This window comes from Enterobacter sp. R-25, assembly GCF_049913205.1.
Taxonomy (GTDB): domain Bacteria; phylum Pseudomonadota; class Gammaproteobacteria; order Enterobacterales; family Enterobacteriaceae; genus Enterobacter; species Enterobacter ludwigii.
This window is the reverse complement of sequence record NZ_CP183982.1, coordinates 2,025,928-2,046,878: the sequence shown is the minus strand read 5'-3', so window position 1 is coordinate 2,046,878 and position 20,951 is coordinate 2,025,928. Positions and strand designations below refer to the sequence as shown.

Below are 20,951 nucleotides of genomic sequence, written 5' to 3'. Positions count from 1 at the left end.
GATGCTGAAAACAATGCAAAAACACGGTGTCACGCTGGCCATTTTCGCCGCGGTCCTCACCGGACTGACGGCCCTGGTGAACAACCTGACCAAATCGACCATCGACGAACAGGCGGTGAAGCAGCAAAAAGCCCTGTTCGATCAGGTGATCCCCCCTGATTTCTACGATAATGACCTGCATAAAAGTTGCTTCGTGGTCCAGGCACCTCAGTTAGGCAAAGGCCCGCACCGCGTCTTTATTGCCCGTAAGGGGGATAACGCGGTAGGCGCGGTAATGGAAGCGACGGCGCCCGATGGCTACTCCGGGGCGATTCAACTGCTGGTCGGCAGCGATTTCTCCGGTACCGTGTTGGGTACGCGCGTGACGGAACATCATGAGACGCCAGGCCTGGGGGATAAAATTGAAACCCGTCTGAGCGACTGGATTTTGCATTTTGCCGGAAAAGTGATCCACGGCGAAGCGGATCCTGCATTTGCTGTGAAAAAGGATGGCGGCGAGTTTGACCAGTTCACGGGGGCAACCATTACCCCACGGGCCGTGGTCAATGCCGTAAAACGAGCCGGGCTGTATGCGGAAACGCTGCCCGCGCAGATGAACAATCTTCCGGCCTGTGAGGAGTAATCATGAGCCAGGTTAAAGAGGTTATCGTCCAGGGATTGTGGAAAAACAACTCCGCGCTGGTACAGCTGCTGGGGATGTGTCCGCTGCTGGCAGTGACATCCACCGCCACCAACGCGCTGGGTCTGGGGCTGGCAACCACGCTGGTTCTCACCCTGACCAATCTGTCCATCTCTGCCCTGCGCCGCTGGACGCCATCGGAAATCCGTATTCCGATTTACGTCATGATCATCGCGTCGGTGGTGAGTATCGTCCAGATGCTGATTAACGCTTATGCGTTCGGTCTGTATCAGTCGCTCGGGATCTTTATTCCCCTCATCGTAACCAACTGTATTGTGGTCGGGCGTGCGGAAGCTTTTGCCGTGAAAAACAGCCCGGCGATGTCGGCTCTGGATGGTTTCTCTATTGGTATGGGGGCAACCGGTGCCATGTTCGTGCTCGGCTCAATGCGTGAGATCCTGGGTAACGGAACGCTGTTTGATGGCGCAGATGCGCTGCTCGGCGGCTGGGCTAAAGCGCTGCGCATCGAAGTCTTCCACACCGATACGCCGTTCCTGCTGGCCATGCTGCCGCCAGGCGCGTTTATTGGCCTCGGCATGATGCTGGCGATAAAATACCTGATTGATGAAAAACGTAAGCGCCGCGTGGCTGAGCGCAGCGTACAGGAAGGGATACCCGAGAAGGCCTCATGAATAAAGAAAAGCGCATTGCGATCCTGACCCGTCTGCGGGATGAGAACCCACATCCGACGACGGAGCTGAATTTTAACTCCCCGTTCGAGCTGTTGATCGCCGTGCTGCTCTCTGCGCAGGCTACCGACGTGAGCGTTAATAAGGCGACCGCCCTGCTTTATCCGGTCGCCAACACGCCAAAGGCGATGCTGGAACTGGGCGTGGACGGGGTGAAGTCCTATATCAAAACCATCGGTCTGTTTAACAGCAAGGCTGAGAACGTGATCAAAACCTGCCGGATCCTGCTGGAACAGCACGGGGGTGAAGTGCCGGAAGATCGCGCCGCGCTGGAAGCATTACCCGGCGTGGGACGCAAGACTGCGAATGTGGTACTTAACACCGCGTTTGGCTGGCCGACTATCGCCGTTGATACCCATATTTTCCGCGTCTCTAACCGCACGAACTTCGCACCGGGCAAGAATGTCGAGCAGGTTGAAGAGAAACTGCTAAAAGTGGTTCCCGCCGAATTTAAGGTGGATTGCCATCACTGGCTCATTCTCCATGGCCGTTATACCTGTATTGCCCGTAAGCCTCGCTGTGGCTCCTGTATTATCGAAGATCTCTGCGAGTACAAAGAGAAAGTGTATCCCTGATATCTTCCGCTTTTCGTTTTCTGACGCAACGGCAATTCCTTACCAAGAGAGGGTCTACCAGAAGACCTTCTTTTGACCATAATTTATCCGCCTTCATTACCGCTTCCCTTATCACTTGTTCGAGCCTTTAACGCTCAAACAGGTTAATACTTTTTTCATAGCCAAAAATTTCTATACATATGTGATCAAGATCACCCTGATAACTTCGTGTTGAATTTTTGTTGTTAAAAGCGGCGTAAACCCTTTGCCAGACAAGATCAAACTCATCACGAGCAACACATAAGACCAGCTATTTTTCAGAATATGGGCTATATCACTGCAATAAACCTCAAATAGCAGAACATATCGCCATTGAGGGCAAAATACGGGTGGATGCCAGTCAAAAAAACTCCCTTTACAGATCGTATGAAATTTAACGCTGAATAACATTTGTATGAACCGCCGATTATAGCGGCCCAGTTATATGTAACAGATTATTACAAACGTATTGCCAGACGGTGCAGGATAGTGAACATTACCCGCCGTTTCTCCTCCCAATATAACTATAAGGCGGATGGACTACGGCCATCACGCGATGAACACCCCCGTTAATATGGGATGTAAAAAAAGAGGTATATGTGTCGACTGCAAACAATAAACCAACAGATGAAAGCGTAAGTCTTAACGCTTTTAAACAACCTAAAGCGTTCTATCTCATCTTCTCTATCGAGTTATGGGAGCGTTTTGGTTATTACGGCCTGCAAGGGATCATGGCGGTTTACCTGGTAAAACAGCTGGGTATGTCCGAAGCAGATTCCATTACGCTGTTCTCCTCTTTCAGTGCCCTGGTGTACGGTCTGGTTGCTATCGGCGGCTGGCTGGGTGATAAAGTCCTCGGGACTAAACGTGTCATTATGCTGGGTGCGATTGTCCTGGCCGTTGGCTATGCGCTGGTTGCATGGTCTGGTCACGATGCCGCTGTGGTGTATATGGGTATGGCGACTATCGCCGTCGGTAACGGTCTGTTCAAAGCGAACCCGTCTTCCCTGCTCTCTACCTGTTACAACAAAGATGACCCGCGTCTGGACGGTGCATTCACCATGTACTACATGTCCGTGAACATCGGTTCCTTCTTCTCCATGCTGGCAACCCCGTGGCTGGCCGCTAAATTCGGCTGGAGCGTTGCGTTCTCCCTGTCCGTTGTCGGTATGCTGATCACCGTGGTTAACTTTGCCTTCTGCAAACGCTGGGTGAAAGACTACGGCTCCAAACCAGACTTCGAACCGGTTCACATTGGCAAACTGCTGGCGACCATTGTCGGCGTGGTGATCCTCGCGGCAATCGCAACCTGGCTGCTGCATAACCAGGGCATCGCGCGTGCGGTTCTGGGTGTGGTTGCGCTGGGTATCGTGATCATCTTCGCGAAAGAAGCCTTCGCCATGCAGGGTGCCGCTCGTCGTAAGATGATTGTGGCCTTCATTCTGATGCTGGAAGCGATTATCTTCTTCGTTCTGTACAGCCAGATGCCAACGTCTCTGAACTTCTTCGCTATCCGTAACGTTGAACACTCAATCCTGGGTATCGCGTTCGAGCCGGAGCAGTATCAGGCCCTGAACCCGTTCTGGATCATGATTGGTAGCCCGATTCTGGCTGCTATCTATAACAAGATGGGCGACCGTCTGCCGATGCCGCACAAATTTGCTATCGGTATGCTGCTGTGTTCTGGCGCATTCCTGGTACTGCCGCTGGGTACGAAATTTGCGACTGACGCCGGTATCGTCTCCGTTAACTGGCTGATCCTGAGCTATGCGCTGCAGTCTATCGGTGAACTGATGATCTCCGGTCTGGGCCTGGCGATGGTTGCACAACTGGTTCCTCAGCGTCTGATGGGCTTCATCATGGGTAGCTGGTTCCTGACCACTGCGGGTGCCGCCATCATCGCAGGTAAAATTGCAAACCTGATGGCCGTGCCGGATAACGTGACTGACCCACTGGTCTCTCTGAACGTCTACGGTACCGTGTTCATGCAGATTGGTATTGCTACTGCGGTTATCGCGGTTCTGATGATGCTGACTGCGCCGAAGCTGAATCGCATGACTCAGGACGACGACAAGACGGCGAAAGCGACCGAAACCGCTACCGCATAATGTCACTGAGAAACGACTGAACAGAAGCCGCTAATGTATTAGCGGCTTTTTTTTTACCCGTTCGCGCACTAACATAGCTGAAACCTCAGCAAAAAGGAGTTACCGATGAAACTGTTCTACAAACCGGGCGCGTGCTCTCTTGCTTCCCACATTACCCTGCGCGAGAGCGGCAAAGATTTCACGCTGGATGGCGTTGACCTGATGAAAAAACGCCTGGAAAACGGCGATGATTTTTTTGCTATTAACCCGAAGGGACAAGTTCCGGCTCTGCTGCTGGATGACGGTACCCTGCTGACCGAAGGCGTGGCGATTATGCAATTCCTCGCCGATAGCGTGCCCGACAGGCAATTGCTGGCACCGGTAAGTACGGTTTCTCGCTACAAAACGCTTGAGTGGATGAACTACATTGCGACCGAGCTGCACAAAGGCTTTACGCCGCTGTTCCGTCCGGAGACGCCGGAAGAGTACAAACCGACCGTACGTGCTCAGCTGGAGAAAAAACTGCAGTACGTTAACGCATCGCTGAAAGACGATCAGTGGATTGGGGGCGCGCGTTTTACGATTGCCGATGCCTATCTGTTCACCGTGCTGCGCTGGGCGCGGGCCATTAAGCTCAACATGGACGGGCTGGACCACATTGCATCGTACATGGATCGCGTAGCCGCGCGTCCTGCGGTGGCTGCAGCGCTTAAAGCAGAAGGGTTGAACTGACCGGCGCACTGTATTGCCGGGTGGCGCTGTCGCTACCCGGCTGACAGGAACGTGAACCGTTATAACCGGGTCGCGCTGAAGTAATGCTCCGGTTTCGCGATACGATCCTGTGCCGCGACCACCTGCAGTTCATACTCCTGCATCTCTTTCGTCGCCTTCATGATTTCGTACACCGCAGCAGTCACATGCTCAAGCGCATCCCGTAGCGTGGCCCCCTGAAGTAATTTCACCAGCAGCAAACCGCTTGTCACATCACCGACACCCACCGGCTGACGCATGCCGAAGTCCACCAGCGGACGGCTGATATGCCAGGCTTCGTCTTTCGTCACCAGCAGCATCTCAAAACGGTCCCTGCTCAGCCCTGCGCGCGCGAGATGTTTCACCAGGACAATCTCCGGCCCCTGGGCTATTAACTCGCGAGAAGCGCTTACCGCCTCTTCTACGCTATTCACCGGATGCTCGCAGAGAATTTCCAGCTCAATCAGGTTCGGCGCAATAATATCGCTGGCTGGCAGCGCATGACGCACATGGAATTCAGCCACGCCGGGGGCCACGATACAGCCTTTCTCCGGATGCCCCATAACAGGATCACAAAAGTATTTCGCCGCCGGGTTTGCCGCTTTCACCTGGCGGACAATGCCCAGGATATGCTCTCCCTGCTCTGCCGAACCGAGATATCCGCTCAGTATCGCATCACAGCGTTTTAGCTGATCGATATTGGCAATGCCCTGCACGATGTCGGTGAGGTGCGAAGGCGGCATCACGCAGCCGGTCCATTGACCGTATTGTGTATGGTTAGAGAACTGCACGGTATTGAGGGGCCAGACGTTGGCACCGAGGCGGCGCATCGGAAATTCCGCGGCGCTGTTGCCAGCATGCCCAAAGACAACGTGGGACTGAATGGCGAGGATGTTCTTCATTTTTACTTACCAAACCCTGAAAAAACAAAAGGGGCGTGGTTTCCCACGCCCCTGGATACTTTTAATTATTTCCAGCAGACCAGACAGTAGTTTTTCTTACCGCGACGCAGAAGCGTGTAGCGGCCATACAAACGATCGCTATCAGCGAAGGTGTATTCCGGGTCGGCCTGTTTTTCACCGTTAATGGTGATAGCGTTCGAGGCGATGGTTTTACGCGCCTGACCTCGGGATGGCTGCAGCTCGGAGTCCACCAGCGCCTGCATCAGGTCGGCACCTTTTTCCATCTCAACCATCGGCACGCCATCCTGCGCCAGCTGTTCGAAGTCCGCTTCGCTCAGATCGCTCAGCGTCCCGTTGAACAGGCTTGCAGTAATGCGTTTTGCCGCGGCCAGACCTTCTTCACCGTGAACCAGTTTGGTCACTTCATCAGCCAGTACGTACTGAGCACGTGGCGCTTTACCGCTGTTTTTGTCTTCTTCTTCCAGAGCATTGATCGCCTCAATGTCCATAAAGGTGAAGAACTTCAGGAAGCGATAAACATCGGCATCCGCCGTGTTAATCCAGAACTGGTAGAATTTGTACGGGCTGGTTTTCTTCGGATCAAGCCATACCGCGCCGCCTTCGGTTTTACCAAATTTGGTGCCGTCGGCTTTGGTGATCAGTGGAACGGTCAGACCGAAGACCTGGTTCTGGTGCAGACGACGCGTCAGATCGATACCCGACGTGATGTTGCCCCACTGGTCAGAGCCGCCAATCTGCAGGCAGACGCCGTGCAGTTTATTCAGGCAGGCGAAGTCATAACCCTGCAGCAGGTTGTAGGAGAACTCGGTAAAGGAGATGCCCTGGTCGTCACGGTTCAGACGCTGCTTCACCGCTTCTTTGTTAATCATCTGGTTAACAGAGAAGTGTTTGCCAATGTCGCGCAGGAAGGTCAGCACGTTCATGCCGCCAAACCAGTCATAGTTGTTGGCCGCAATCGCAGAGTTGTCACCGCAGTTAAAGTCGAGGAAAGGCGCAACCTGTTTGCGGATCTTATCCACCCACTCCTGCACGGTGTCTTCGGTGTTCAGTTTACGCTCAGCAGCTTTAAAGCTTGGGTCACCAATCAGACCGGTCGCGCCGCCTACCAGTGCGACAGGCTTGTGGCCCGCCATCTGGAAGCGTTTCAGGCATAACAATGGAACAAGATGCCCCAAATGCAAGCTGTCAGCGGTAGGATCGAAGCCGCAATAGAGCGCGATCGGGCCTTGCGCCAGTCGCTCTGCTAACGCTTCCTCGTCCGTCACCTGAGCCACAAGGCCCCGCTCTTGCAATTGTTTAATCAAGTTACTGCTTGCCATCAAATTCTCCATGTATAAACGACTGCACCTTTGCCGGTACACGACTTTTCGCCTGATGCGAAAGGTACATAGAATAAAGCGCAAGCGCGGCCTGCGCTAGCGCTTAAATCAACAAATTTCGGCGATTACGGTGCCAGCCTGTCGATTTTCCAGCCGCCATTTTCACGCTGGTATAAAAAGCGGTCATGCAGACGGTGTTCGCCGCCCTGCCAGAATTCCATCTGCTCGATCGGAATGCGGAAGCCCCCCCAGAAACTGGGCAACGGAACTTCGCCCTGCTGGAATTTCTGCTTCAGTTCGAGAAATTTGCTTTCAAGCACGCCACGCGCCGAAATACGGCTGGACTGTTTTGAGACCCAGGCGCCAATCTGGCTGTCACGCGGACGGCTGTGGAAATACTTCACCACTTCCAGCGTGGAGAGACGCTCTGCTTTGCCGGTGACCATCACCTGACGCTCCAGCATATGCCACGGGAACAGCAGGCTGATACGAGGATTGTTTTCTAAATGGTGTGCCTTACGACTGCCCAGGTTGGTGTAAAACACCAGGCCTTTCTCGTCATAATGTTTGAGCAGGACGATACGCTGATACGGTTGACCGTTTTCATCTACCGTTGCGACAACCATTGCCGTTGGGTCGGCGAGTTTGGCTTCACAGGCCTGTTTCAGCCAGCGTTCAAAAAGCACGAGGGGTTCGGCGGGAAGATCCTGGCGACGCAGGCCGCCTTTGGTGTATTCACGGCGCAGATGCGCAATTTGCTGCAGTTCGTCGTTATCTGACATGGCGTTAGCTGACATTGACATTGGGTGGCGCTATTGTGCGCCGCCCCTGTAAAAATCTCAACGCTTCGGATTTTCGAGCTGGCAATTGTTCAGCACAATACGGTCGCGTTTGTAGACGGTGGCGCTGTCGCCTTTCGACCAGAAGACATAAATTCCGTCCGTGTAGCGTGCGCCGGAGGCAGAAATGCCCTGCTTGAGGGTGAGCAATTTGTTGTCGTAGACAAAACTGGCTTCCTGACGCGGATTGTTCAGCTTAACGGTCAGCGGTTTTTCATCACAGCGATACTCCAGGGTATCGGTCTGCATGCGATCAAGGAACTGGTTGTAGACGCTGCATCCTGACAGCAATAAAGGCGCGGCAATAAGAAGAAGTTTTTTCATGGGCGTATTCCGAAGACTTTCCTGGTCCTGGAGGGCATGGCTGCCCTCCTGTTTCATTCCATTCTAACGACCACACGCAGCGCTGAATTTCAGTTAACTCTGATTATGACGTGGATTCGCCGGGAAAATAGCCCCGAGGACGCTGGCCTCACGTGCGCCAGTCACCGACGGCAAATTGCCCGGAAGCCCGGCAATGGTGCGCCAGGCAAGCCAGGCAAAGGCCAGCGCTTCCATATCATCGCCGCTGATGCCGGCTTCATCGGTGGTCGTCACCTCGGTACCCGGCAATAACCCGGCAAGACGTGCCATCACCAACGGGTTACGGCTGCCACCGCCGCACACCAGCAGGCGTTCACATCCACCGCTGAGAAGAACCTGTTCCGATATCGAAACCGCCGTTAACTCGGCGAGCGTCGCCTGGACATCCTGCGGTGCAAGTGCCGGGAACTGCGCCAGCTGACGTTCGAGCCAGCCATAATTGAAATATTCGCGCCCCGTGCTTTTGGGCGCCGGTAAAGCGAAGTACGGATCGCTTAGCATGGACTGCAACAGCGGGATGATCACTTTGCCTTCGCTGGCCCATTGCGCGTCTTTATCATACGCCTGACCACGCTGACGCCAGATCCAGGCATCCATCAGCATGTTACCCGGGCCGGTGTCATAGCCGCGTACGGGTTGATCCGGGATAAGCAGAGACAGGTTGGCGATACCGCCAATGTTCAGCACCATTCGGCGCTCTGTCGGATGGGTCAACAATGCCTGATGAAAAGCGGGCACCAGCGGCGCGCCCTGCCCGCCAAGCGCAATATCGCGACGCCGAAAATCACCGACTACGGTCACGCCCGTCTTCGCCACAATCTGGTTGTTGTCGCCAATTTGCAGGGTATGCGGTGCATCGCCGACCGGCTCATGCCAGACCGTTTGTCCGTGACAGCCGATAGCGACGACATCCTGCGGGCGAAGCTTTTCTTTATGCATCAGGGCCAGTACCGCATCGGCAAACAGCGCCCCCAGCCGCACATCAAGCTGACCAAGCTGAGAAAGCGTCAGTTGCTGCCCCTGACAGACACTGAGAATGTCCTCTTTCAGCGCCAGGGGGATAGGCCAGGTCAGGCTCGCCTGCTGTGCCACCATGTTTTCATCAATAGCGGCCAGAACGACGTCTACGCCATCCAGACTGGTACCCGACATCACACCAATGTAGCGACCCGATTTCATGCGCTTTCCTTACGTTGCGTGGGCTAATGCTCTCCACTCAACCATAAACAGCGCCGCTTTGCTATCCGGCGATAATATTTTTTAACAATCTCAGACAGGTAACCTGCCGGGTGCCCGTTTATGTCTCGTTAAGTTAAATTCAAGTACAATTTTCTTATTGTTAGTGCAAAGATATGAACTATGACCCCTTATGCCATATAATTTAGCCATAACGGATGCCCGCCATCGGGCGTTTTTGGTGAACAGGAGATTCAAATGATTTTACGTGTACTGGGCGTTTCGCTGATCGGTTTAACCCTTGCAGGCTGTGTGAATGACAGTTCACTTTCTGGCGACGTGTACAGCGCTTCTGAAGCCAAACAGGTTCAGAGCGTCACTTACGGTACCGTTGTTAACGCACGCCCTGTACAAATTCAGGGTGGCGATGACAGCAACGTGATGGGTGCCATCGGCGGTGCTGTGCTGGGTGGCTTCCTCGGTAATACCGTAGGCGGTGGCACGGGTCGTTCGCTGGCCACGGCAGCAGGTGCCGTTGCGGGTGGTGTTGCAGGCCAGGGCGTTCAGGGTGCAATGAACAAAAGCCAGGGCGTAGAACTGGAAATCCGTAAAGATGACGGCAGCACCATCATGGTAGTACAGAAACAAGGTAATACCCGTTTCTCTGCCGGCCAGCGCGTTGTTCTGGCGAGCAACGGAAGCCAGGTCACCGTTTCTCCACGCTAATTCAAAATGGATGTGGTCATCAGACCACATCCATTTAACAAATCCATTTAGCAAAGCCATTTAACAAAGCCCGTAAACAAATCTATTTACATAAAATATAATTATCAGCAATATATTTACAAAAAACATTCCCGCCATGAATCATTAAGCGCGGTATATCTTGTTCCTGCGCAAAGTATTTACTCTCCACGCCTGTTACTCTCTTTCTTACTTTACATTTTTTAATTTTATTATTCCGTCAAATCCCTATGCTTGCACTACAACGATATTTTAAGAACCCTTATATTACATTCTGTTTTGGATGCATCGTCGTCGTTGGAATATTACAAGGTCTCTTTGTAAAACTGGTTGAATTAGTCCCTTCATTCTCACCGCTGCTATTCCCGACACTTACCATATTTTTGCTGGTATTCCACCTGTTTATTGCCTGCTTCATGGTCATGAAATACTGGTGCGACAGACGGCGGTTGTACCTTATCGCCCTCGCCTCGGCCTTCGCCGGGTCGACGATGCTGATGGCCGGTACCCTGTCCAGCTTCCCGTCATGGCTGGATCTCTATCAGTTCAATGTTGTCGACTATAACGACGCCATGATCTTCTTTATGTTCCGTCATATTCTTATGGCGGTGCTGATAATAGTCTCAGCCTTGCTCTATTCTATTCGGGATTATCCCCTTTCACGCCCCGCGCATATTGCCGTGGTTATCGGTACAATGCTGTTTACGGTTTCTATGGTCGCCCTGGCCTGGTTCTGCTCCAGCCACTCGGCACTGATAACGCTGGATCTGGTGGATAATGAAACCCGGCAATTTATGGTTCTCTGGAGCCAGGTCATAAATATCTTTTTGATTCTTCTCTGGGTTGTGGCATTAGCAACGTTAATGACGATTACCCGGGTGCGGAATCTTTTTTGGGTTGGCGGTAATTTCTTATGTGTTTGTTATGTCCTGACGCTCTCATTACTGTTAGCCGGCGGGCATGCTGAGGACACGTCCTGGTATCACGCTCGCTTATTCGAAACCGTGGCGACGCTGATGATTATTTTTGTCCTGCTGTACGACGTCTTTAACCTGTATCGCGACTCGCACATAAAGTATCAGCAGTCTTATCAGAACTCGATCCGCGACCCGCTGACGCGCCTCTACAACCGCAGTTATTTTTACGACGCCTTAAATCAGGCACTCAGCATCAGCAAAGCCAACCACCCTGTGTCGGTTATCGTCAGCGATCTCGACCGTTTTAAGCGCATCAACGACTGCTACGGCCATCTGCAGGGAGACAAAGTATTGCAGTTTGTTGCCAACCTGCTGATGGATTCCGTCCGCCCACAGGACATCGCGGCACGTATTGGCGGGGAAGAATTTGTCCTGATGCTGACCAATACTTCATCGGAGTCGGCGTACCAGGTGGCTGAACGCATACGGCTAAAGCTGAGCAGTTTTGATAAGGTCAGCAGCGGGGGTCAGTTACCTGAATCCATCACGATTAGCATGGGGGTGTTTACCGCCACCTCTCCGACGACGACCGCTGAAGCGTGCGTGGAGAATGCTGACAAGGCGATGTATGAAGCGAAAGAGACCGGGCGTAACCGCGTCGTTGTGTCGAGGTAAAAAAGGCCTTGCTGCTGCAAGGCCTTGTGATGGTGTCAGTCGCGTGACTGCAGCTCATGGATGTTCTGCTCAAGGCGCCCAATGAGGCTGATGAGCAGTTCAAGCTCTGCGGGTGAAACCCCGGAAAGGATTTCGCCGCGCGTTTTGGTGATAACGGCTTCCATTTCAGTAATGATAGGGGCCGCTTTCTCAGTGAGCTTAATCCGCTTAGCGCGACGATCGCTGGCGCAGGTTTGCCGGGAGATGAGTCCTTTCTCTTCCAGTTGGTCAAGCGTACGTACCAGTGACGGTTGCTCAATGCCGATCGCTTTTGCCAGTTGAATTTGTGACTGGTCGGGTGGCAGCTGATGAATGTTATGCAGCGTGACCCAGTGCGTCTGTGTCAATTCCAGAGGTTTCAGGCGATGGTCAATCAGAGCACGCCAGACGCGTACCAACCTTGCCAGATCAGAACCTAATGGCGATTCCAATTTCATCTCCTTATAATTAGCTTGCTAAGTTATTATACTGATTTTAGAATAGTGTGCAGCATTTGTATTGGCAAAACAAATGCAATACTGCATTCATCGAACTTAAAAGGATGACTTACACTGAATTGTGATGTTCCATCAGATTAAGACTCGCCCTCGCGGCATTTTGTTCACTGCAAAGGATCTCTGCCCGTGACGTTTTTTCAAAGCTCCGTGGGACTCCCCCTTCAGGACCTGATTTTCGGTGCGTCAGTCTACTTTCCGCCCTTGTTTAAGGCCGTCCTGGTCGGCTTTATGATTTGGCTCATAGCCCATCGCCTGCTTCGCGACTGGATGTACTCCGGCGAGATTTGGCACCCCATGTTAATGGATCTCTCCCTGTTTGCCCTTTCCGTATGCCTGGGCCTAGCTGTCTTGATTATGTGGTGAATATGCCCCTGAAAACGCTGAAGTACTTTTCCACGCTGATTGTTCTTGCCCTGGCCCTGGTTGCCGGGTGGTGGCTCTGGAATTTTTATATGCAGTCACCCTGGACACGTGACGGCAAAGTGCGGGCTGAGCAGGTCAGCATTACCCCACAGGTTTCGGGCAGCATTACGACGCTTGTTGTGAAAGATAACCAGTACGTTAAAAAGGGTGACGTGTTATTCCGTATCGACGACACCCCCTATCATATTGCGATCCTTAACGCCCAGGCACAGCTGGCGAAGGCCCAGTCTGATTTAGCAAAAGCCAATAACGAAGCCAATCGCCGCCGGCATTTGTCGCGCAACTACATTTCCGCAGAAGATTTAGATACCGCCAATATCAACGTTAAGGCCATGCAGGCGAGCGTGAACGTCGCGGAGGCTACGCTCAAACAGGCGCAGTGGGAGCTGACACAAACCGTTATTACCGCGCCTGTCGATGGATGGATCACTAACCTGTCAGCCCGCGTGGGGAATTATGCCACCGCCGGGCAACCCGTTTTCGCCCTTGTCGACAGCCACTCGTTCTATGTGGTGGGTTATTTTGAAGAGACCAAGCTTCGCCATATTCGCGAAGGGTCTCCCGCTACCATTACGCTTTACAGCGGCTCGCAGCGGTTACAGGGTCACGTCTCCAGCATTGGCCGCGCCATTTACGATCAGAGTGTTGAAATGGATTCAGGCCTGGTACCGGACATTAAACCGAACGTGCCGTGGGTGCGTCTGGCCCAGCGCGTACCGGTTCGTGTGGAGTTTGACCATTTACCGCAGGCCATAACGCTGGTCTCCGGCACAACCTGCACCGTCGCCATCGGGACCCGTTGATGAACCTGCAGGCCTTCTCCTGGCGAAATACGCCGTGGATGAAAGCGACACGTCCGCAGTGGCGCTATGCGCTGCGTAATGGCATTGCGATGTGTCTGGCGCTGACTGTCGCCTATTACCTCAACCTTGATCAGCCCTACTGGGCAATGACCTCTGCCGCGGTGGTGAGTTTCCCCACCGTCGGCGGGGTGATCAGCAAAAGTCTTGGACGTATTGCCGGCAGCCTGTTGGGTGCCACCGCAGCGTTAATCATTGCAGGTCATACGCTGAACGATCCGTGGCTTTTTTTGTTGAGCATGGCGATATGGCTGGGCTTTTGTACCTGGGCCTGCGCGCACTTTACGAATAACGTTGCCTATGCCTTCCAGCTGGCCGGCTATACCGCCGCCATTATCGCCTTTCCGGTGGTGAATGTGCTCGATACCACCGAGCTGTGGGACATCGCTCAGGCGCGCGTCTGCGAAGTGATTGTCGGTATTCTGAGCGGCGGTTTCATGATGATGATACTGCCGAGCACCTCCGATGGCACCGCGCTTATTACCGCCCTGAAGACCATGCATACCCGTTTACTGGAGCACGCAAGCCTGCTCTGGCAACCGGATACCAACGACGACATCCGTCTCGCGCACGAAAAGGTGATCGGCCAGATCCTGACCATGAATCTGTTACGCATTCAGGCCTTCTGGAGCCACTATCGCTTTCGTCGTCAGAACACCCTGCTTAACTATCTGTTGCATCAGCAGTTGCGTATGACCAGTTCAATCTCCAGCCTGCGCCGGATGCTGCTCAACTGGCCCACGCCCCCTGCACATACGCGCGCCGTGATTGAAACGCTGCTCGCGGCGCTTGCACGCCCGGATGCCGACATCTACACCGTCGCGAAGATTATCGCCCCGCTCGCGCCAGTTGATGAGTACGATTACCGTCACCGCGCCTTCTGGCAGCGTCTCAACTATTTTTGCCGGTTGTATCTGCGCAGCAGCCGCTGGATTAACGCCGTGGAAAATGCCACCCCGGTCACCGAGTTCGCTGTCCCCGGTAGCCCGGCGCTGGCACGACACACAGACTCGATGGAGGCACTGTGGAGTGGTTTTCGTACCTTTTGCGCGCTCACGCTGGTTGGCGCGTGGAGTATCACCACCCAGTGGGAGTCAGGCCCTGCGGCCCTGACGCTTGCTGCTATCAGCTGCGTGCTGTACTCCGTCGCCGCGTCACCGTTCAACTCCCTCACGCTGCTACTGCGCACCCTGGTGCTGCTCTCGCTGTTTAGTTTTGCCGTGAAGTTTGGGTTGATGGTGCAGATAAGCGACCTGTGGCAGTTCCTTCTGTTCCTGTTCCCGCTGTTAACCACCATGCAGCTGCTAAAGCTGCAAATGCCCAAACTCGCGGGGCTGTGGGGACAGCTGATTGTGTTTATGGGCTCGTTTATCTCCGTCACTAACCCGCCGGTTTATGACTACGCCGATTTTCTCAATGACAATCTGGCGAAGATCCTTGGCGTTGGGCTGGCGTGGCTGGCATTTGCGGTGTTACGTCCGGGTTCAGATGCGCGCAAGAGTCGCCGGCATATCCGCGAGTTACGCAGAGGTTTTGTCGACCAGTTGAGTCGGAAACCGCATTTACGTGAAAGTGAGTATGAATCGCTGGTCTATCACTATGTCAGCCAGCTCAATAACAGCCAGGACTCCCTTTCGCGCCGCTGGCTGTTGCGCTGGGGCGTGGTGCTGTTGAACTGCTCTCACGTGGTCTGGCAACTTAGGGCATGGGAAACACGTTCCGACCCGCTGTCGCAGGTTCGTGATGTCTGCATCACCCTGCTACGCGATGTCATGAGCGAACGCGGTGTCCAGCAGCGTCCACTGGAAACCACGCTTGCTGAACTTCAGCGAATTTGCGATACCCTTGCGTACCACCACTCGCCTGCAGCACGAGATTTAGCCTCGATAATCTGGCGCCTGCACTGCTCGCTGTCGCAGCTGGAACAGGCACCGGCTCCGGGTACAATTGGGGATCACATCACCCCGCAGGCATAGCGAGCCCCGCCACCGCCAAGCGGTTTTGGCTGATCGGACATATTGTCGCCGCCGACATGGATCATCAGCGCCTTGCCTTTCACTTCATCCAGCTTTTTCAGCCGCGGCGCGACGACGGGATCCGTGGCTTTTCCGTCGTTATTCACCACCAGCACCGGCAAATCGCCCAGATGTCCCATACCGTCAGGACCTTCATGCTTACCGGTATGTTGTGGGTCGAGGTGGCCGCCTGCCGCCTCCGCAGCCGAGGCTTTACCCTCTTTTAATGCGGGCTGACAGCTACCGTTAGCATGGACATGGAAACCATGTTCGCCAGGAGGAAGGGCTTTGAGATTGGGCGCGAATTCCAGTCCCTTGTCGGTTTCAGTGATTTTCACCGTGCCGATGGACTGACCTACACCCTGAGAGGTGACGAGATTCATTTCCACTTCATCACTGGCCGCCTGCGCACCTGCACAGACCACCAGCGTGACGAGAGCCAGAGTAAAACGCTTCATATGACCTCCACGGGTTGTTTTTTGCCCCTTAAGTTTATACCAGGGGCAAAGATTTCACCGGAAAGTCACGTTTTACCGGTTACGGGACGTCGTAACCCAGCGCCGCTTTGCGGATGCGGAACCACTGCTGACGGGTCATCTGCAACTCTTCCGCGGCAATGGCGGCGCGTACGCGTTCAATTTTGCCCGAGCCAATGATTGGCAGTGGTTTTGACGGCAGACGCAGGATCCACGCGTACACCACCTGTTCGATGCTCCCGGCATTCAGTTCGCGGGCAATGGTCTCAAGCTCAGTGCGCAGCGGCTGGAATTCATCATCATTAAACAGACGTCCGCCGCCCAGACACGACCACGCCATCGGACGGATACGCAACTGCTGGAGCTGATCGAGCGTGCCATCCAGCAGCAGCGGCTGATGAACCGGAGAAATTTCAACCTGGTTGGTGGCCAGGGTAAACGGCAGACGAGACTGCAGCAGCGCAAACTGTGCAGGGGTAAAGTTTGATACGCCGAAATGACGCACTTTGCCGCTTTGATGCAGATTCAGAAACGCTTCGGCCACCTCATCGGCATCCATCAACGGATCGGGGCGGTGGATCAGTAGCAGATCGATATGATCGGTCGCCAGGTTAACCAGCGACTGTTCGGCGCTCTTAATGATGTGCGCGCTGTCGGTAATGTAATGGCCGAGAGCATGTTCCGGTTTTGCCGTCGTGGCAATCCCGCATTTGGTGACGATCTCCATGCGTTCGCGTAACGCAGGAACCAACTTGAGTGCCTCGCCGAACGCGGCTTCACACTGATAGCCACCGTAAATATCAGCGTGATCGACCGTGGTGATCCCTAAGTCGAGATGCTCTTCAATAAAGCTTGCCAGCTGGAGGGGGGACATATTCCAGTCCATAAGGCGCCAGTAGCCCATCACAAAGCGGGAGAATTCTGGCCCCTGGGGGGCAAGGGTAATTCGCTGAACCATAACATTTTCCTCAAGGACGTGATGTCATGAGTATACGCAATTACCGTGTTAAAACAGTGAAGGTTGCTGGGGTTCTTCGGTGTCACCGGCTTTGTTTGCGCGTATTTTGCGCAGAAGTCGCTGTCGACAGAGACGGAGCACCTCCTGTTTCTGCGTGTCGCTGAAGTGTTGCCAGTTAAAACGCTCATCGCGCGTGCGCATGCAGCCACGGCAATATCCGCGTTCATCCACCTGACAAATACCCCGGCACGGGCTCTGGATGGGGAAAAACTCCAGTTGCTCTGCCACACTCACCTCCCGATAACGACTATCACCTACAGTGAAGACGCTAAACGTCCCGCGTGCAAGGGCTTTACCACAGTTTTGTGGCATTAAGGTTTCACTAATCTTCGTTCTCTATACTCGCCCCATCATTAAAATTGCAGGTTTTCTGATCGATGTGGCCAATCAAAAAGTTACAATGTAACGATATAAAATTTACTCTGGGCTGTGCACTTTTCTTTACCGTATTAAACGCGCTGTTTATTCAGCGTAGCTGGGCAATTATCGCGCCCGCGCATATCCATGACGTCCTCTTTGCCGCGTCCGTTCCACTGGTGCTGTTTTGCGGCTGGGTCATTGTTTTTAGTCTGCTTAATATCCCGTTTATCCGTAAGCCGCTGCTGATTGTCTTGACCGTCGGATGCGCCGCCGCGACCTACTTTATGTATACCTACGGCGCGGTTATCGATCAGAACATGATTGTTAACGTGTTCGAAACCAACTCTCAGGAAGCCACTGCCCTGGTGACGCCGCAGATGATCCTGTGGATTGTCGTTGCCGGTCTTGTTCCGTCCGTGGTGCTGGCCATGACCCGCATTCGCACCGGGAAATGGTGGTACGCCCTGCTGACCCGTTTTGCCGCAATGCTCGGCGCCCTGCTGGTTATCATCCTCATCGCCGCCCTGTTTTATAAAGACTACGCGTCGCTGTTTCGCAATAACAAAAGCATCGTCAAAATGGTGACCCCCGCAAACTATGTCAGCGCGATGGTCAAATACAGCAAAATGCGCTGGTTTGCAGGCGATCAAACGCTGGTCCGCATCGGTGAAGATGCCCATAAAGGGCCGCTGATTGCAGGCCAACAAAAGAAAACCGTGCTGGTGCTGGTCATCGGCGAAGCGTCACGCGCCGCGAACTACTCGTTGAATGGCTACGGGCGTGAAACAAACCCCGAGCTGAAAAAGCAGGATGTGATTAACTTCCCGCAGGCCTCCTCCTGCGGCACCGAAACGGCCGTCTCCGTGCCCTGCATGTTCTCCGGTATGACGCGCAGTAAATACGATGCCGATCTGGCCCATCACCAGGAAGGGTTGCTGGACGTGCTCGCCCATGCGGGGATCAATATGCTGTGGCGTGACAATGATGGCGGTTGTAAAGGTGCCTGCGATCGTGTTCCCCATACCGACATGACCCAGTGGAAACTCGATCAGTTCTGCAAAGACAACTCCTGCATTGACGATGTGAACTTCACCCGTCTGGATAATGTCCTGGATGGCCTGAAGCAGGACTCCGTACTGGTCATCCACCTGATGGGCAGCCACGGCCCGGCATACTATCGCCGTTATCCGGATAATTTCCGCAAATTTACGCCAACCTGCGATACCAATGAAATTCAGGATTGCGATCACCAGGCGCTGATGAATACCTATGACAACACCATCCTGTATACCGACAGCATGGTCAGTAAAACCATCGATGCCCTAAAAGCGCGTCAGGCGAGCATGAATACCGCCCTGATTTACCTTTCGGATCACGGGGAGTCGCTGGGCGAAAGCGGGATTTATCTGCACGGCACGCCGTATCTGCTGGCCCCAGAGCAACAAACGCACATTCCGTTTATGTTCTGGTTATCACCAGACTATGCGAAAAATTTCGGCGTCAACGCGCAGTGTTTACGTGACCATGCAGCAAAAAATGCGGTTTCGCAGGACAATTTGTTCTCTACCGTATTGGGTATGATGGACATTAAATCAAAGGTTTATCAACAACAGCTGGATATTCTGAACGCATGTCGCCACTGAACACGCTTGCAATAGACCGAACGGTCTATTAGAGTGCGGCCATGAGCAGAAATACAGAACACGATACCCGAGAACATTTACTGGCGACCGGCGAGCGACTTTGCATGCATCGCGGGTTTACCGGTATGGGGTTGAGCGAGTTATTAAAAACCGCTGAGGTACCGAAGGGGTCGTTTTATCACTACTTCCGGTCCAAAGAGGCGTTTGGCGTGGCAATGCTGGAGCGGCACTATGCCAGCTACCATCAGCGCCTGGCAGCGCACTTCGCCACGGGCGAAGGTAATTATCGCGATCGTGTTCTGCACTTCTATCAGGAAACGCTGAACCAGTTCTGTCAGCAGGGCATCATCAGCGGTTGCCTGACGGTAAAACTTTCTGCCGAAGTGTGCGATCTTTCAGAAGATATGCGCACAGCAATGGATAAAGGGGCCCGCGGGGTTATCGCCCTCATGGCACAGGCGCTGGAGAAAGGCCGCGATGAAAAAACGCTGACTTTTCCCGGCGAACCTTTAACCCAGGCGCAGGTTTTATACGCCCTCTGGTTAGGCGCGAACCTGCAGGCCAAGATTTCACGCAGTGCGGTGCCGCTTGAAAGCGCACTGGCACATGTAAAAAGCAGCATTACTACGCCTCGCGTATAGCAGGCGTTTTTATTTACGTAATCACTAGACGACTGGTCTACTCAGGAGCCTTTATGTCCGCTGAAAAATTATTTACCCCCTTGAAAGTGGGTGCCGTTACCGCGCCAAACCGTGTGTTCATGGCCCCGCTTACCCGTCTGCGCAGCATTGAGCCGGGTGATATCCCTACCCCGTTGATGGGTGAATATTACCGTCAGCGCGCAAGCTCTGGCCTGATCATCACCGAGGCCACTCAGATTTCTGCTCAGGCTAAGGGTTACGCTGGCGCACCAGGTCTGCACAGCCCGGAACAGATTGCCGCGTGGAAAAAAATCACGGCTGGCGTTCACGCTGAAGAGGGTCGTATTGCGGTCCAGCTGTGGCATACCGGTCGTATCTCTCACAGCAGCATCCAGCCTGGCGGTCAGGCACCGGTTTCCGCCTCTGCCCTGAGCGCGAACACCCGCACCTCGCTGCGTGATGAAAACGGCAATGCGATCCGCGTTGATACGTCTATGCCGCGCGCTCTTGAACTGGACGAGATCCCGGGGATTGTTAACGATTTCCGCCAGGCCGTGGCGAATGCGCGTGAAGCCGGTTTCGACCTGGTTGAACTGCACTCCGCGCATGGTTATCTGCTGCACCAGTTCCTGTCACCGTCCTCTAACCATCGTACCGACCAGTACGGCGGCAGCGTTGAAAACCGTGCGCGCCTGGTGCTGGAAGTGGTGGATGCCGTATGTCAGGAGTGGAGCCCGGATCGTATTGGTATCCGCGTTTCCCCGATTGGTTCTTTCCAGAACGTTGATAACGGCCCGGACGAAGAAGCGGATGCCCTTTACCTGATTGAAGAGCTGGCAAAACGGGGTATCGCGTATCTGCATATGTCCGAGCCAGACTGGGCCGGTGGTCAGCCTTACACTGAAGCCTTCCGTCAGAAAGTACGCGAACGCTTCCACGGTGTGATCATCGGTGCAGGGGCATATACCCCTGAGAAAGCTGAAGATCTGATTAGCAAAGGTTTGATCGACGCCGTTGCATTCGGTCGCGATTTTATCGCTAACCCTGATCTGGTCGCCCGTCTGCAGCAGAAAGCCGCGCTGAACCCTCAGCGTCCGGAAAGCTTCTACGGCGGCGGCGCTGAAGGTTATACCGACTACCCTACCCTGTAATCTCTTCATTGCTCATTGATAGCGGCGACCTTTCGCCGCTATACTAAAACATCGTTTCTGTTCAAATAGATATT

The 20,951-nt window shown here is 53.8% G+C and carries 22 protein-coding genes; 13 read left to right on the top strand and 9 right to left on the bottom strand.

Going from position 1 to position 20,951, the window contains the following annotated elements; genetic code table 11:
- Position 1: 1 nt before the first annotated feature.
- From rsxG to gstA, 5 genes are all read left to right on the top strand, one after another.
- A complete protein-coding gene (gene rsxG, locus ACN9MQ_RS09840; protein ID WP_251884767.1) occupies positions 2 to 622 on the top strand; it encodes an electron transport complex subunit RsxG in 621 nt (206 codons plus the stop codon).
- A gap of 2 nt (positions 623 to 624) precedes the next feature.
- The gene (locus ACN9MQ_RS09835) at positions 625 to 1,311 is read left to right on the top strand and encodes an electron transport complex subunit E (RefSeq protein WP_014169798.1); all 687 of its coding nucleotides are present in this window, start codon (positions 625 to 627) and stop codon (positions 1,309 to 1,311) included.
- Entirely contained in the window at positions 1,308 to 1,943 is a 636-nt protein-coding gene (gene nth, locus ACN9MQ_RS09830; protein ID WP_014169797.1) for an endonuclease III, read from the top strand. Before ACN9MQ_RS09835 ends, nth begins: the two co-directional genes overlap by 4 nt.
- A 617-nt stretch (positions 1,944 to 2,560) precedes the next feature.
- Positions 2,561 to 4,069, top strand: coding sequence for a dipeptide/tripeptide permease DtpA (gene dtpA / locus ACN9MQ_RS09825; RefSeq protein WP_014169796.1), 1,509 nt, complete (start codon positions 2,561 to 2,563; stop codon positions 4,067 to 4,069).
- Positions 4,070 to 4,174: 105 nt separating this feature from the next.
- Complete coding sequence (gene gstA / locus ACN9MQ_RS09820; protein ID WP_014169795.1) at positions 4,175 to 4,780, top strand: glutathione transferase GstA; 606 nt, start codon at positions 4,175 to 4,177, stop codon at positions 4,778 to 4,780.
- A 59-nt stretch (positions 4,781 to 4,839) separates the two neighbouring features.
- On the opposite strand, the gene pdxY is transcribed toward gstA, so the two are convergent.
- The 5 genes from pdxY to anmK form a co-directional block, all read right to left on the bottom strand.
- Positions 4,840 to 5,700, bottom strand: a complete 861-nt coding sequence (gene pdxY / locus ACN9MQ_RS09815) for a pyridoxal kinase PdxY (protein WP_014169794.1) — start codon at positions 5,698 to 5,700, stop codon at positions 4,840 to 4,842.
- A gap of 65 nt (positions 5,701 to 5,765) precedes the next feature.
- Positions 5,766 to 7,040, bottom strand: a complete 1,275-nt coding sequence (gene tyrS / locus ACN9MQ_RS09810) for a tyrosine--tRNA ligase (RefSeq protein ID WP_047744554.1) — start codon at positions 7,038 to 7,040, stop codon at positions 5,766 to 5,768.
- 125 nt (positions 7,041 to 7,165) lie between these two features.
- Positions 7,166 to 7,822 (bottom strand): pyridoxamine 5'-phosphate oxidase, encoded by a 657-nt coding sequence (gene pdxH, locus ACN9MQ_RS09805; RefSeq protein ID WP_025204349.1) that lies wholly within the window; start codon positions 7,820 to 7,822, stop codon positions 7,166 to 7,168.
- A gap of 57 nt (positions 7,823 to 7,879) precedes the next feature.
- Positions 7,880 to 8,203, bottom strand: coding sequence for a C-type lysozyme inhibitor (gene mliC / locus ACN9MQ_RS09800; RefSeq protein ID WP_020884329.1), 324 nt, complete (start codon positions 8,201 to 8,203; stop codon positions 7,880 to 7,882).
- Between the two features lie 93 nt (positions 8,204 to 8,296).
- On the bottom strand, positions 8,297 to 9,421 hold the full coding sequence (gene anmK / locus ACN9MQ_RS09795; protein WP_020884330.1) for an anhydro-N-acetylmuramic acid kinase: 1,125 nt from the start codon (positions 9,419 to 9,421) through the stop codon (positions 8,297 to 8,299).
- Between the two features lie 255 nt (positions 9,422 to 9,676).
- On the opposite strand from anmK, the gene slyB reads away from it, so the two are divergent.
- Together slyB and ACN9MQ_RS09785 are read left to right on the top strand one after the other, a co-directional pair.
- Positions 9,677 to 10,144 carry an outer membrane lipoprotein SlyB gene (gene slyB / locus ACN9MQ_RS09790; RefSeq protein WP_014169789.1) on the top strand — a complete coding sequence of 156 codons (468 nt, stop codon included), beginning with the start codon at positions 9,677 to 9,679 and terminating at the stop codon, positions 10,142 to 10,144.
- A gap of 248 nt (positions 10,145 to 10,392) precedes the next feature.
- Positions 10,393 to 11,754, top strand: a complete 1,362-nt coding sequence (locus ACN9MQ_RS09785) for a sensor domain-containing diguanylate cyclase (protein WP_251884768.1) — start codon at positions 10,393 to 10,395, stop codon at positions 11,752 to 11,754.
- Between the two features lie 35 nt (positions 11,755 to 11,789).
- On the opposite strand, the gene slyA is transcribed toward ACN9MQ_RS09785, so the two are convergent.
- Positions 11,790 to 12,230 (bottom strand): transcriptional regulator SlyA, encoded by a 441-nt coding sequence (gene slyA / locus ACN9MQ_RS09780; RefSeq protein WP_014169785.1) that lies wholly within the window; start codon positions 12,228 to 12,230, stop codon positions 11,790 to 11,792.
- A 186-nt stretch (positions 12,231 to 12,416) separates the two neighbouring features.
- Here slyA and ACN9MQ_RS09775 point away from each other — a divergent pair, with 186 nt between their 5' ends.
- The 3 genes from ACN9MQ_RS09775 to ACN9MQ_RS09765 are packed head-to-tail and all read left to right on the top strand — an operon-like array spanning position 12,417 to position 15,549.
- Positions 12,417 to 12,653, top strand: coding sequence for a DUF1656 domain-containing protein (locus ACN9MQ_RS09775; RefSeq protein ID WP_251884769.1), 237 nt, complete (start codon positions 12,417 to 12,419; stop codon positions 12,651 to 12,653).
- Between the two features lie 2 nt (positions 12,654 to 12,655).
- Positions 12,656 to 13,516 (top strand): efflux RND transporter periplasmic adaptor subunit, encoded by an 861-nt coding sequence (locus ACN9MQ_RS09770; RefSeq protein WP_041162561.1) that lies wholly within the window; start codon positions 12,656 to 12,658, stop codon positions 13,514 to 13,516.
- Positions 13,516 to 15,549 (top strand): FUSC family protein, encoded by a 2,034-nt coding sequence (locus tag ACN9MQ_RS09765; protein ID WP_251884770.1) that lies wholly within the window; start codon positions 13,516 to 13,518, stop codon positions 15,547 to 15,549. Before ACN9MQ_RS09770 ends, ACN9MQ_RS09765 begins: the two co-directional genes overlap by 1 nt.
- Here ACN9MQ_RS09765 and sodC read toward each other — a convergent pair.
- The 3 genes from sodC to ACN9MQ_RS09750 form a co-directional block, all read right to left on the bottom strand.
- Positions 15,528 to 16,046, bottom strand: coding sequence for a superoxide dismutase [Cu-Zn] SodC (sodC, locus tag ACN9MQ_RS09760; RefSeq protein WP_020884336.1), 519 nt, complete (start codon positions 16,044 to 16,046; stop codon positions 15,528 to 15,530). The two genes, ACN9MQ_RS09765 and sodC, sit on opposite strands and share 22 nt — an antisense overlap.
- 79 nt (positions 16,047 to 16,125) lie before the next feature.
- Complete coding sequence (locus ACN9MQ_RS09755; RefSeq protein ID WP_014169781.1) at positions 16,126 to 17,022, bottom strand: aldo/keto reductase; 897 nt, start codon at positions 17,020 to 17,022, stop codon at positions 16,126 to 16,128.
- A 48-nt stretch (positions 17,023 to 17,070) separates the two neighbouring features.
- The gene (locus tag ACN9MQ_RS09750; RefSeq protein WP_020884337.1) at positions 17,071 to 17,310 is read right to left on the bottom strand and encodes a DUF1289 domain-containing protein; all 240 of its coding nucleotides are present in this window, start codon (positions 17,308 to 17,310) and stop codon (positions 17,071 to 17,073) included.
- 149 nt (positions 17,311 to 17,459) lie between these two features.
- Between ACN9MQ_RS09750 and eptA the strand changes: the two genes are divergently transcribed.
- The 3 genes from eptA to ACN9MQ_RS09735 are packed head-to-tail and all read left to right on the top strand — an operon-like array spanning position 17,460 to position 20,877.
- A complete protein-coding gene (gene eptA / locus ACN9MQ_RS09745) occupies positions 17,460 to 19,085 on the top strand; it encodes a phosphoethanolamine transferase EptA (protein ID WP_251884771.1) in 1,626 nt (541 codons plus the stop codon).
- Between the two features lie 41 nt (positions 19,086 to 19,126).
- Positions 19,127 to 19,726: a TetR/AcrR family transcriptional regulator gene (locus ACN9MQ_RS09740; RefSeq protein ID WP_014169778.1), complete on the top strand. Its 600-nt coding sequence runs from the start codon at positions 19,127 to 19,129 to the stop codon at positions 19,724 to 19,726.
- 53 nt (positions 19,727 to 19,779) lie between these two features.
- Positions 19,780 to 20,877: an alkene reductase gene (locus ACN9MQ_RS09735; protein WP_020884339.1), complete on the top strand. Its 1,098-nt coding sequence runs from the start codon at positions 19,780 to 19,782 to the stop codon at positions 20,875 to 20,877.
- Positions 20,878 to 20,951 lie beyond the last annotated feature (74 nt).